At 52.0% G+C, this 12,647-nt stretch carries 16 protein-coding genes; 3 read left to right on the top strand and 13 right to left on the bottom strand.

The genetic code is table 11. The annotated features are described in order from the left end of the window. Window positions 1–56: 56 nt before the first annotated feature. The 12 genes from hybG to AC3G3F_RS07960 form a co-directional block, all read right to left on the bottom strand. Entirely contained in the window at window positions 57–305 is a 249-nt protein-coding gene (gene hybG, locus AC3G3F_RS07905; protein WP_000334891.1) for a hydrogenase maturation factor HybG, read from the bottom strand. Between the two features lie 27 nt (window positions 306–332). Next, on the bottom strand, window positions 333–674 hold the full coding sequence (gene hypA, locus AC3G3F_RS07910) for a hydrogenase maturation nickel metallochaperone HypA (RefSeq protein ID WP_000544945.1): 342 nt from the start codon (window positions 672–674) through the stop codon (window positions 333–335). Further along, window positions 667–1,155 (bottom strand): hydrogenase-2 assembly chaperone, encoded by a 489-nt coding sequence (gene hybE, locus AC3G3F_RS07915; RefSeq protein ID WP_023248543.1) that lies wholly within the window; start codon window positions 1,153–1,155, stop codon window positions 667–669. The genes hypA and hybE overlap by 8 nt, the downstream gene beginning before the upstream one ends. Next, window positions 1,148–1,642 carry a HyaD/HybD family hydrogenase maturation endopeptidase gene (locus AC3G3F_RS07920; RefSeq protein WP_070803589.1) on the bottom strand — a complete coding sequence of 165 codons (495 nt, stop codon included), beginning with the start codon at window positions 1,640–1,642 and terminating at the stop codon, window positions 1,148–1,150. Before AC3G3F_RS07920 ends, hybE begins: the two co-directional genes overlap by 8 nt. Further along, window positions 1,642–3,345: a hydrogenase 2 large subunit gene (gene hybC / locus AC3G3F_RS07925; RefSeq protein ID WP_070803590.1), complete on the bottom strand. Its 1,704-nt coding sequence runs from the start codon at window positions 3,343–3,345 to the stop codon at window positions 1,642–1,644. The genes AC3G3F_RS07920 and hybC overlap by 1 nt, the downstream gene beginning before the upstream one ends. After that, window positions 3,342–4,520: a Ni/Fe-hydrogenase cytochrome b subunit gene (hybB, locus tag AC3G3F_RS07930; RefSeq protein ID WP_023248546.1), complete on the bottom strand. Its 1,179-nt coding sequence runs from the start codon at window positions 4,518–4,520 to the stop codon at window positions 3,342–3,344. Before hybB ends, hybC begins: the two co-directional genes overlap by 4 nt. Further along, window positions 4,510–5,496 (bottom strand): hydrogenase 2 operon protein HybA, encoded by a 987-nt coding sequence (gene hybA, locus AC3G3F_RS07935; RefSeq protein WP_023248547.1) that lies wholly within the window; start codon window positions 5,494–5,496, stop codon window positions 4,510–4,512. Before hybA ends, hybB begins: the two co-directional genes overlap by 11 nt. A 2-nt stretch (window positions 5,497–5,498) precedes the next feature. Continuing rightward, entirely contained in the window at window positions 5,499–6,617 is a 1,119-nt protein-coding gene (gene hybO, locus AC3G3F_RS07940; protein WP_023248548.1) for a hydrogenase 2 small subunit, read from the bottom strand. 189 nt (window positions 6,618–6,806) lie between these two features. Further along, entirely contained in the window at window positions 6,807–7,094 is a 288-nt protein-coding gene (locus tag AC3G3F_RS07945) for a DUF2623 family protein (RefSeq protein WP_053508201.1), read from the bottom strand. 84 nt (window positions 7,095–7,178) lie between these two features. Further along, entirely contained in the window at window positions 7,179–8,822 is a 1,644-nt protein-coding gene (locus AC3G3F_RS07950; RefSeq protein WP_488394764.1) for a methyl-accepting chemotaxis protein, read from the bottom strand. A 306-nt stretch (window positions 8,823–9,128) separates the two neighbouring features. After that, window positions 9,129–9,623 carry a TIGR00645 family protein gene (locus AC3G3F_RS07955; protein ID WP_000439335.1) on the bottom strand — a complete coding sequence of 165 codons (495 nt, stop codon included), beginning with the start codon at window positions 9,621–9,623 and terminating at the stop codon, window positions 9,129–9,131. A 70-nt stretch (window positions 9,624–9,693) separates the two neighbouring features. Beyond that, the gene (locus tag AC3G3F_RS07960) at window positions 9,694–10,197 is read right to left on the bottom strand and encodes an ESA_00282 family adhesion-associated protein (protein WP_023248551.1); all 504 of its coding nucleotides are present in this window, start codon (window positions 10,195–10,197) and stop codon (window positions 9,694–9,696) included. Between the two features lie 103 nt (window positions 10,198–10,300). On the opposite strand from AC3G3F_RS07960, the gene AC3G3F_RS07965 reads away from it, so the two are divergent. The 3 genes from AC3G3F_RS07965 to AC3G3F_RS07975 all read left to right on the top strand — a co-directional run bounded on the left by AC3G3F_RS07965 (window position 10,301) and on the right by AC3G3F_RS07975 (window position 12,110). After that, a complete protein-coding gene (locus AC3G3F_RS07965) occupies window positions 10,301–10,717 on the top strand; it encodes a hypothetical protein (RefSeq protein ID WP_023248552.1) in 417 nt (138 codons plus the stop codon). After that, entirely contained in the window at window positions 10,698–11,102 is a 405-nt protein-coding gene (locus AC3G3F_RS07970) for a hypothetical protein (protein WP_023248553.1), read from the top strand. Before AC3G3F_RS07965 ends, AC3G3F_RS07970 begins: the two co-directional genes overlap by 20 nt. Before the next feature lie 123 nt (window positions 11,103–11,225). After that, entirely contained in the window at window positions 11,226–12,110 is an 885-nt protein-coding gene (locus AC3G3F_RS07975; protein WP_023248554.1) for an SDR family oxidoreductase, read from the top strand. A gap of 111 nt (window positions 12,111–12,221) precedes the next feature. On the opposite strand, the gene exbD is transcribed toward AC3G3F_RS07975, so the two are convergent. Then, window positions 12,222–12,647, bottom strand: coding sequence for a TonB system transport protein ExbD (gene exbD / locus AC3G3F_RS07980; RefSeq protein WP_023248555.1), 426 nt, complete (start codon window positions 12,645–12,647; stop codon window positions 12,222–12,224).

Raw genomic sequence — 12,647 nt, forward strand, 5'->3', positions numbered from 1 at the left:
ATATATAAATAATTATACAACGATTATAGAGCGATATAATAGAGGTGATTAAGGGATCACGCGCTGGTGATGTCATACTCCATGCGGCGCAGCGCATCTAACGTGGCTTTCGCTTCGTCTTCGTCAATGATGCTCATCGCAAAACCAACGTGTACCAATACCCATTGCCCTACCAGCTCGGCTGGCTTACCTTCACAAATCAGAGCAATATTAACATCACGTTTGATGCCACACACTTCCACCTGCGCAAGCTGGTGAATATCATCACCGACGGCCAGCACCTGACCGGGGACGCCAATACACATAATTAACCACCTGAAATAAAATGCGGGTTATTCGACCTCAATACTTTTTACTTTCAACGAATCACCGGTATCCACCCGCAGGCGATCGCCATGGCAATGCGGACATTGCGCGTCATGCCTGAGAATTTCCACCACCTGACTGCAATCCCAGCACCAGGCCTGGGCCGGTCTGTAGTCGATGTGCAATTCGCACCCTTGCGCTAAAGTCCCCTGGCAGGCGATGTCAAAGCTGAAACGAACCGCGCGCTCTTCAACGCACGAAAGCGCGCCTATCTCCAGCCATACGCCGGTAACGCGCGCCACACCGTGCTGTTCTGCCTGCTGTTGGATAATTTCAACGGCGCTTTGGCAAAGGGACAGCTCATGCATTCTCACAGCTCCGACGGCCAAACAGCAACGCACGTCGGCTTGTCTGCGGCGCATCAGGATTGCTTACCGGTAGGGATAACAGCATTCGCGCGCAGTCATCCGCCAGCCGGACGCCCTCTTCCGGCGACAGACTACGGGAAAGCGGCGACATCAACGAGCAGGCGAGATATTGCGAAATGCCTTCCAGTTCGCCAACGGTAAAGGTCATCGTGCCATAAGGCAGTTGCAGACCGAGTTTTTCACCGATGGTACGCACCGGCCAGATCTGGTCCGGGCCAGGGAAGATTAACGCGCTCAACATCCACGGCGTAATTACCACGCCCGTCCATTGCCCTTCAAACAACGTAAAATCAGAGACATGCACCGGCATATTCGGATGCAGAAACGAAAGATCGTGCATCGAACGATGGGCTATCTCTTCAAACGCCGCCTGAACCCGGGCGACGGGCGCCGTGTCGAATCCCGAAAACGCTTCAGACATGCGCCGTCTCCTTAGGAATTGCTTCCACGCCGGATTCACGCAGCGCGGCAAGAACCTGCTCAAGCGCAGGTTCAATCATCGCTTCTACGGTTGGCGTTAAGCCGATGTGCGGTTCCAGCGACTGTGGAATAACGCCGACCAGGGTCAGTTTCTTCGGAAACTCGCCGGTAAAGCGGAGGGCCGACAATACGTCGGCCAGTCCAAGCTGATGGGGGGAAATTTTGTTGGTGAACAGCGCCGGAACTTCATCGTCGCGCAGTACCATAATGGTTCCCGGCGCGTTCTTTTTCGACACGATGGCGTCGGCAATGATCAAATGATCCCGACTCGCCATATCGCCAAGAAGTTCCATTCCCGCCGTACCGCCATCCAGAATCTCAACGAAATCCGGCAGGGTGTATCGTTGCTCTAACGTTTCAACAATACGCACCCCGATGGCTTCATCGGTCAGCAAAATATTGCCGACCCCTAAGACTAATATCCGCATTACAAAACCTTCACCGAGACGACTTCATTGCCATCGACGTCCACCACGTGCACCGCGCACGCCATGCAAGGGTCGAAGGAGTGAATCGTACGTACCACTTCCAGCGGCTTAGCCGGATCGGCGATCGGCGTGCCGACCAGCGACTGTTCGTACGGCCCCACGTCATCGTTGAAGTTACGCGGACCTGAGTTCCAGGTCGATGGCACCACCGCCTGATAGTTACTGATAATGCCGTCTTTAATCACCATCCAGTGAGACAGCATACCGCGCGGCGCCTCCAGGAAACCCACGCCTTTGAACTCGCCTGTCGCCGGAATGTTCGGCTTCACAAAAGTGGTGTAATCGCCTTTGCCGATATTCACAATCAGCGCATTGTATTGATCCTGCAAGACGTTTTGCAGTTCACAACAGTGAACGGTACGCCCGATGATACGACCCAGCGTAGAGTGAAGTTGCGCCATTTCCAGCGTTTTGCCGGTCAGCTTCTGATAAAGCGCAATGATTTCATTGAGCTTAGTCTGCGTGGATTCACGACCGGCGGCCAGTTTACACAGCATGTTCGCCAGCGGCCCGACTTCTACGGTTTTGCCGTAGAATGTCGGCGACTTGACCCATGAGTATTTACCGTCATCCGACCAACCGTCGTAAGCCGGAATGGTGGTGCCTTCCCACGGCGCCTGCGGCGCTTCATCTTTATACCAGGCGTGCTTCGCGCTCTCCTGAATACCTTTAATCAGGAACTCATCGGAGTGAGAGGTGATCGGACGGTATGTCGACAGATCGGCATTGGTAATGTAACCGCCCGGGAACAGGAAACTGCCGTTTTTACCGTCGGTCGGAAATTCCGGCGCGCTCAGGTAGTTCACCGCACCTTTGCCGCGCTCCAGCCATTCCGGATAGTAGGCCGCGATGACCGCGGTATCCACTTTATACACCTGCTCGACAAAATCGCTCAGCTTATCGATAAACGATTTGATATACATCAGGCGTTCAAGGTTCAGCGTAGCGATGCTGTCGAGATTGATCGGGTTCGCCACCCCACCGACTGCCAGGTTCTGGATATGCGGCGATTTACCGCCCAGCAACGCCACCACGCGGTTAGCGTCACGCTGACATTCCAGCGCCTGTAGATAGTGGGCGACCGCAATCAGGTTGACCTCCGGCGGTAACTGCATTGCCGGGTGTCCCCAGTAGCCATTGGCGAAAATACCCAACTGACCGCTGGCGACAAGATCCTTGATCTTGTTCTGAACTTTCGTGAACTCTTGCGCGCTGTTCAGGTGCCAGCTCGACACGCCATCCAGCATCGCGGAAGCTTTTGCCGGATCGGCTTTCAGCGCAGAGGTAATGTCCACCCAGTCCAGCGCAGAGAGCTGGTAGAAATGGACAATGTGGTCATGGGTGGTATGCGCCGCCAGAATAATATTACGGATATACTGCGCGTTGACGGGAACATCGATATTCAGCGCGCTTTCCGCCGCACGAACGGAGGAAATTGCGTGGGTTGTCGTACAAACGCCGCAAATACGCTGCACAATCATCCACGCATCGCGCGGATCGCGGTTCTTCACGATCTCTTCCATACCGCGCCACATGGTGCCGGACGCCCATGCTTTGGATACGACGCCGTTCTCAATTTCGCAGTCAATGCGTAAATGCCCCTCAATACGGGTTACCGGATCAATAGTAATTCTCTGGCTCATGCTTTGCTCGCCTCATGACGATTATGATCGTTTTGTTTTAAAGGAGGAAGTATCGGCAGTAGACGAATGAGTACGATGTATGCACAAATCTCAATAGCCACAAAACCAATAGAAATCAACAGTTCTTCCCAGGTCGGGAAGTAGTGGTAGCCGCCGCCCGGGTTGAATGCCACCAGCGAATAGGTCAGACGCCACGTCGCGCAGCCCAACAGCGCGCTCAGCGCCGACAGGTACAGCATACGAGAGTCATTACGCAGTTTCGCCACACGCAGCACCACTAACGGGAAGACCATCAGGACGACTTCAATCCAGAACATGGCGGAGTAAAAATCGCCGGCAAACGCATAGGACAGTTTATCGCGATAAATCAGTTCGCCAAAGCGCAGGACGACGAAAATCGCCAACAGCACGCTGATGGTATTTGTCAGCTTAATAAACAAATTTTTCTCGTCAGGACCGTTTCCTTTCAGACCTGCCTGAACCAACGAACCCTCAAATATGACAATGGAGAAGCCCATGATAAACGCGGTCAGAACCGAGAACAGCGGCAGCATTTCATAGCTTTGCCATAGCGGATGCACTTTATAACCCGCCGAGATCATCAATGACCCCATTGAGGACTGGTGCATCGTCGGCAGCAGAGCGCCCAGTGCGATAATAAAGAACATCACCTTGTTCAGACGCTTGAGCGACACTTTCCAGCCCAGACGTTCAAACAGGGCAGGCGCAAACTCCAGCGCCATCACACCGATGTAGATAGTCATACAGACCGCCGTCTCAAACAGTACCGAGTTCACGTTGAAGTGACCCGGAATGTAGAAATACGGCAGGTTCCAGTAACGACCAACGTCGATAGTGATCGACAGGCCACCCAGCGAGTAGCCAAACAGGCTTGCCAGCAACGCCGGGCGCACCAACGGATGGTATTGCCCACGGTTAAAGACATACACCGCCCATGCCAACGCCCAACCGCCGCAGGCAAAGCCGGTGCCGATCAACAGGTCAAAGGCAATCCAGACGCCCCACGGGAAACCACCGTTCAGGTCGGAAACGGAACCCAACCCGAAGACCAGACGCTTCACGATAAGAAGCATACACAGGACGATTAACGGCCCAAAGATAATGACCGGCTTACTGATGATTTTCCCGCCCAGCGGTTTTGGATCATGACTCATGATCGTCTCCTCCATCGTGATGGTCGTTTTTGCTATTACGACGAACCAGCACGGTTAAGCCCGCCAGCGCAGCCAGGGGTAGTATCATGCCTTTATAAAGCGTGTGTTGAACATGCTCGGAGCGCGCGCCGGTTGCAAGGTCATCCAGCTTCGGCAGATCCAGATCTTCATAAGGAACGCCTGTCAGCACCAGCACCTGTGTACCGCCGCCCTCTTTTTCACCATAGAGATGCGGGTAGTATTTAGGCACTGTATGCAGATAGGTGTCGTCCGTTTTCAACGTCTGGCGCGGATAGTGATATTCACTGCCTGGTTTGAGAGCCAGACGTTTTTTCGCTTCTGCCATCAGCTCTTCACGAGTACCGAAAATGACGGCCCCTGCCGGACAAACTTCCACACACCCCGGCAGACCGCCTTTATCCAGACGCTCAACGCCTTTCTGGTTACACAACTCACACTTGTGAAGCGCGCCAAACGGGTTGTTGTAGTCGTACTTAGGTACGTTGTACGGACAGGCGACCATACAGTAACGGCAGCCGGTGCAGACATCTTTGTCATAGTGGACGATGCCGGTTTTCGGATCTTTTTTCAGCGCCGACACCGGACAAACGGAAACGCAGTTAGGATCGACGCAGTGCATACACTGTTTCTTGATGTAGGCGTAGCCGTTCTCTTCCTGATCTTTGTTCACGCCCGTGCCGCTGCGCCATACCTGGATAATGTTATTGGTATACGGCGATAGCTTGTCGTTGTTCGACCAGGTCTGCTCCCCCTCCGGGTTACGCGCCGGGAAGTTGATATCCTGACATTTTGTGACGCAGGCCTGACAGCCCACGCACAGAGTGGAGTCGTACAGCATTCCCAACGAACCTGGAATCGGCGGACGGTTTTCTGCAGCCGCATGGCTGACGGAGGGCGCGGCGCCCAACAGCAATGCTCCACCGGAGGCTGCTTTAATAAAGTCACGTCTGTTCACGGTTATTCTCCCCGTGAGTCAGCGTTATCTTTCTTTTGCTGACGCCCCAGTTCACGTACCGCCATCACGCTGACGCCGGCAACCAGACCTACTACGCCGCCAAGCAGACCGACGGCACCCGCAGAGATGTTGCCGCCTTCTTTCATATTGACGTCAGGTTTCTCTGAACGCGGAGTTTGGTTTTCGACATGAGCAAGCTGGTGAATGCCCTTATGGAACCCGATACCTTCTTCGTTACAGCCATAGCAAGGATGACCGATCGCCACTGGCCAGACGCCGCCGACGTCGCAGAACTGTAACGTAGAACAGTTGCCCCAGGTTTCCGGCCCTTTACAGCCAAGATGGTAGAGACACCAGCCCTGACGGTGGCCTTCGTCGCCAAATTCTTTGGCAAAACGGCCTGCGTCGAAGTGCGGACGACGTTCGCAATGCTCATGAATCAGACGGCCATAGGCAAAGGTTGGACGATTTTTCGCATCCAGCTTCGGCGGCGTGCCGTAAGTGATGATATGCGCGACGGTCGCCAGGAAGTTATGCGGGTTTGGCGGGCAACCAGGAATATTGATAACCGTTTTGCCTGGTAAGACTTCCTGCAGGCTGACAGCGCCGGTTGGGTTTACGCCAGCCGCAGCAACGCCGCCCCATGCCGAGCAGGAACCGATTGCGATAATTGCGGCTGCGCCGTCGGCGGCTTTGCGGATGTGATCCACAATCGGCTCGCCGGCAACCATGCAGTAGATACCGTTATCTTTTAATGGGATAGAACCATCCACCACCAGAACATATTGCCCTTTATACTTTTCCAGAGCGTGATGTTTGTTTTCTTCGACCTGGTGGCCGAACGCGGCGGAAAGTACCTCGTGGTATTCCAGAGAGATGGTCTCCAGAACGAGATTTTCGACGGTTGGGTGTGTAGCACGAAGCAGTGATTCGGTACAACCGGTACACTCCTGAGCGCCAATCCAGATAACGGGCGGACGCTGTGGATTGGATACCGACTCTGCCATTTCTGCGGCGGCTTTGCTACTGAGCCCCATAGTAGCGGCCAGTGCTGCACAAAGCTTCATGAAATCACGACGGTTAATGCCGTGAGAAGTGATGAGAGTATTATCTCCAGTCATTTTATAGTTATTCCGTTACGAAGACCTGGCTTTTATTTTGCACTGTTCGCGAAGAAGTTATTGCGATCGGTGCGCCATTTACCACACTTTTTTTATGGTTATGTGCGCCATAATACTTCGACGGAACAGTAAAACGAAGGGAAGAGGCAATAGTGTAATTAATTAAAGCAAGATAATACCCCTGTTGGATCAACCTTCGAGTCGATAACCTGCCATAAAGAAGCGAATTGCCATCCCGGAATGATTCTCTTTAAAGAAATCCATCACCATTTCTTTATCCAGACCATAGCGACGCGTCAGAATTCCGGCCTCCCACGCGCTAAGTTGGCGATCGCCGGTCTTTTCGAACATACGGTGCGTAAAACCTAATATAAAGCCACGTTTATAATCAGAACAGAAATTCACCGCATTATGCGCGCTATATGCATATGGCGCGTTCAACCCGGCCATTAACCCTTTCCCAAAATGATTATTCATCTGACCTCCCCAGTCGCTATATAATAAATTATATAGCTACTAATTAAATGAAGGCCAGCGCATTACGCGCTTTTTTGCTTCACATCAGAAAGCTACCCATTCATCAGTAGCCTGCGCGGAAGCTGATGCCGTTCTCTGAATGCCAAGCGCCGCTTTCGCCGTTGCGCGCTGTTGCGGTTCACCAGCAGAAAGCCGGAACTGCTGTACAGAGCGTTGCAAATCCTCCGTCTGCCGCTCCAGCGCCGCCGCCGCCGCGGAAACCTGCTCCACCAGCGCGGCGTTTTGTTGCGTAACGCTATCCATTTGCGTAATCGCCACGCCAACCTGAGAGATACCTTTACTTTGCTCTTCGGAGGCGGACGCGATCTGTTTCATTATCGTCGTCACTTCTGTGACGCCGCGCAGGATAGCGTCCATCGTCGCTCCGGTCTCTTTAACCAGCTCCGCACCCTGCTCTACGCGGCGTACCGATTCGCCAATTAATGCTTCAATTTCTTTCGCCGCCCCCGCGCTGCGGCTGGCCAGATTACGCACCTCACCAGCGACCACCGCGAAGCCGCGTCCCTGTTCGCCCGCTCTGGCCGCTTCTACCGCTGCGTTCAAGGCCAGAATATTGGTCTGGAAAGCAATGCTATTAATCACCGTAGTAATTTCGGCGATCTGCTGCGAACTGGCGGAAATACCATCCATCGTTTCCACCACATCGGAAACCAGCTCACCGCCTTTTCCTGCCGTTACCGAGGCGGCATCCGCAAGTTGGCTGGCCTGGCGGGCGTGGTCGGCATTCAGTTTCACCGTTGCGGTAAGCTGTTCCATACTGGCGGCGGTCTCTTCCAACGCGGCGGCCTGTTCTTCCGTTCGGGAGGAGAGATCATTATTGCCGGTAGAAATTTCCGTCGCGCCGCGCCAGATATTGTCGCTTCCGGCGCGAATCGTACTCACAGCTTCCCGTAAACTGTCCTGCATCGCGCGCAGTAGCGGCACCAACCGACCTACGCAGTTACGCCCTAACGTTTCAATCGGCTGGCTAAGATCGCCTTGCGCGATGCGCTGAAATTGCTGACGGATGCGCTCCAGCGGTTTCACCATCATTGCAACCAGATAGCGATCGGTAAAAATCAGGATGCCAATACCCAGAATCACCGCCGTGATAAGCAGGATGCGGATGGTATAGGTTTTACCATCGACCATCACGCGGGTGTTATCCAGCATGGCGCCAGCTTCATGATTAAACCGTTCCGCGCTGGCGCCGAACGCGCGGCTGAGTGCAGGCGTGACCGTACTGGCATGTTCGCTCCAGGCGGTCAGCGATCCTTGCTGCGCCAGTTGCATTTGAGGAATAACGCCTTTCTCCAGCAAGGCCTGCCAGTTGGACAACACCGCCATTGAGATATCAGGGTTCATCGGCCCTGGCGATAACGTTTTCATCTCCTCCAGCTTCTGACGCATATTCTCGAGCGACTGCTGAGCGGGCGCAAAATCGGGCGTGCCGCCGCCGATTTTTACATCCATCGCGCGGCTAAGGCGGGTAACAAAGCGGAAATATTGATCGTTACCCTGGCTTAGCACTGTCATTTGCCGCACAAGATGTCGGTCAATATCATTTCCTTCCGAAACTTCGGATAATGCATGGACGCTGTATAACCCCACCCCCGACCAGAGTAGACAAAAAAGCCCCAGTATCGTCAGCATGACCATACGAATAGTAAAGTTTTGCAGCAAACGCATATGAATTTCCTTGCTGAATATAAGAGATTCGTCATCAGACGATGACGTACTCTCGTTATCGGCAAGGCGCGGAGAATATATAATGCATTCTCCATTTTTTTACAGTTATCGCCGTTTACGCGCGCACAGATGTTATATATCTGTGAACACAGAGAAAATCTTTCAGTGTTATTACTTAGCAAATGTATGGATGTAGTAGAAATATTGCGTAAGGCAGAAGGGACACGATTATCCGCCGTTAAAGAAGCGGCGTTTTACAGCCGGGCTCAGCGTCCTTTGCCCGACTGCTCCGCCGTTGACAACGGCTCAATGGTTATGCCGCGTCAACCTGTCAAGATAGCCCATCACGAACGCCGACAGGACAAAGGTTAGATGGATGATGACGTACCACATTAATTTGTTATCCGGGACGTTTTTCGCATCCATAAACACGCGTAACAGGTGAATGGAAGAGATAGCAACTATCGATGCCGCCACCTTATTTTTTAGCGAAGTCGCATCCATTTTCCCCAGCCAGTTCAGTTTCTCTTTGCCCGCCGAGATATCCAACTGAGAGACAAAATTTTCATACCCGGAGAACATGACCATTACCAGCAACCCGCCGACCAGCGTCATATCAACCAGCGATAACAGTACCAGGATCAGATCGGCCTCCGCCAGGGCAAAAACATTCGGCAGAACGTGTAGAATTTCCTGGAAAAACTTTAACGCTAAAGCGATCAGCGCCAAAGAGAGGCCAAAATACACCGGCGCGAGCAGCCAGCGAGACGCATACATTACATTTTCAAGAAAGCGTTCCATAGGGACCTGTCAGGTAACTAAAACCAGCAACAGTATATCTCAACCATGCAACATCAGATCAACATGCCAGTTAAATCTCATCCGGTTTAACCTGTGGGCGCTGATATTCAGGCCATACCAGCGCTACCAACGCCGGGTAGGCTTCAAGACTGAACTCCCGAAAACACTGACGTAAATTAAGGACGTCCAAATCCGAATACGGCACCTTTTCACCGTTCAGACAACGCTTCTTAATATTGTCGTAATACTTATAAACGGCAGAGTTAAGGTCGCTGCAACGGCGTTGAGCGTCAAATAATCCGGGCGTTTCATTCAACTCAGTCATTGTCATTCGTTTTATCGTTGCATGAAGGAAATCGATATATTCATGGTTAACGCGCCAGTACCATACCGGCGTTATCGAATTCATTAATACTGAAAAATGATCTTCACCCTCTTCCTTTGTCATGGGTTCAGTTTGATTTAAATTTACGGCTTTTCCACCAGGACGTTTTTTATTAACCTCCCACATCAGGAAGAGTATCGCGCCAGTCAGTAATAGCAATATAATAACAGAATAAAAAATACTGTTCATAGCAGGCTCCATTTTTTTTGATTTTAAAATTACACCATGTTATTGTCAACGAAACCTACACTATTAAAAATAGTATACCGCTGATCGTAAAGGATATTTAGTCATGCTTCCTGAGCATCTGGTTTCCTCTCATTTTCGCCTGTCATTGCCGCCCCCTGAAGCCACAGAAAACAGTAAAAATTTGGCTCAGGGAAAGACAAAACTCAGCGATTACGAGCCCGATATTTTAATTAGCGCTAACGCTGCCGGGCAACCCAGAAACGTATTATTTGAAGAACGCGACCGTCATATTAAAGAACGTCTGTATTGTGTGGCTAAAATTGAAACGTTTGCCCGTCTGATAAACGCACTACAGGCTGAAGGCGATATTGACGCCCAAACGCTAAGTAAAATACTGACGGATAAAACCGCAATGATAAATGAAAAAGGCAATGCCATTTGGCTTAATTTAATCACTCGCGAGACCAATACGCCGCTATTTTATTCACTGGAAGATAAAGATGAAAGAGGTCGAAGATAATAACGTTTATTTGGCTTTAGATAACCATAAAAGCGATGAATTTATCTTAAAGCAAAATCTTGCAGCACTAATCGCCAGTAAAAATGCCACTCTGGAAAAGGTAACGCAAGAAGTGGTATCCATACCGGCGGCGTTAGTGCGCCTGAAGTGGCAAAACCGACGGGAGATTTATGCATTACAGGTCAAAGAGGAGATTTATGGCGCGACCATCAATGCCATTATCGAGCAGCATCCTGAATTACGAGACAAAATTATGTCTCGTCTTGAAAGTGACTGGCAGCATCTGCTGGCTCGCGAGACGGCAACCTTACGTCTGACGCGTAAGCTTTCCGATGGCGACTACCGGACGCGCAACGTCGCCACCGTCGCACGGCAAGAAAAATAACCGTCATGGCTAGTTAACTCTGTTGTGAATACGGGCGAAGCATAAGGATCGTTCTGATTATCCCTCTTACGGTAGTAAAAGTGTCTACGCTTAAAAGGTGTTCAACCTGAAGGGAGAAGCTCAATGTCTCATCTATACGACCCTACCACGCAGTATTATACCGGCGAGTATCCTAAGCAAAAACAGCCGGCGCCCGGCGTCCAGGCGAAAATGACGCCTGTTCCTGACTGCGGCGAAAAAAGTTATGTCGGCAGTGGTCGCCTTAAAGATCGTAAGGCGCTGGTGACAGGGGGCGACTCCGGGATTGGGCGCGCTGCCGCCATCGCTTACGCGCGTGAAGGCGCAGATGTCGCGATCAACTATCTACCGGCGGAAGAAGAGGACGCCCAGCAGGTTAAAACGCTGATTGAGGAGTGCGGCCGTAAAGCGGTGTTACTGCCAGGCGATCTTAGCGACGAATCTTTCGCCCGTTCGCTGGTCCATAAGGCGCGTGAAGCGCTGGGTGGGCTGGACATTCTGGCGCTGGTAGCCGGTAAACAGACAGCAATCCCGGAGATAAAAGATCTGACCAGTGAGCAATTTCAGCAAACCTTCGCCGTTAACGTTTTTGCCCTGTTCTGGATAACCCAGGAAGCGATTCCGCTGCTGCCAAAAGGCGCCAGTATTATCACGACGTCGTCTATCCAGGCGTATCAGCCCAGTCCGCACCTGCTGGATTATGCGGCAACCAAGGCGGCAATCCTCAATTACAGCCGCGGCCTGGCGAAACAGGTGGCGGAAAAAGGAATTCGCGTGAATATTGTCGCGCCTGGCCCTATCTGGACAGCGCTGCAAATTTCTGGCGGCCAAACACAGGATAAAATTCCGCAGTTTGGCCAGCAGACGCCAATGAAGCGGGCCGGTCAACCGGCAGAGCTGGCCCCGGTGTATGTCTATCTGGCAAGTCAGGAATCAAGTTACGTTACCGCAGAAGTGCACGGCGTGTGCGGCGGGGAACATTTAGGCTAACGAATGGAGTAGATTAAGCTGGCGCAATTCTGTTAAGCAGAGCGCCATCTTAGGCAATAAAAAGCCGGGTAGCGGCTTCGCCTTACCCGGCCTACAGCGTCAGCAGAATACTTATTTCGCTTTTGCGGTCTCTTCGCCGACCAGACCAATCTTGAGATAGCCCGCCTGATGCAGCATATCCATCACTTTCATCAGGGTTTCATAATCTACGGTTTTATCCGCGCGGAAGAAAATCGTAGTATCCTTTTTCCCTTCCGTCAGGGCCGTTAGCTCGGCAATCATCGTATCATCCGTCACCGGATCGTTACCGATAAACATGGTGTTATCCGCTTTCACCGACAGATAAATCGGTTTTTCCGGGCGCGGCTGCGGCGTACTGGTAGAAGCGGGCAGATTCACCTTGACATCCACCGTCGCCAGCGGCGCAGCCACCATAAAGATAATCAACAGAACCAACATGACATCGATAAACGGCGTCACGTTGATTTCATGCATTTCACCGTTGTCATCCAGGTTTTCGTTAAGACGCATTGCCAT

Source organism: Salmonella sp. FC25216 (genome assembly GCF_057751355.1).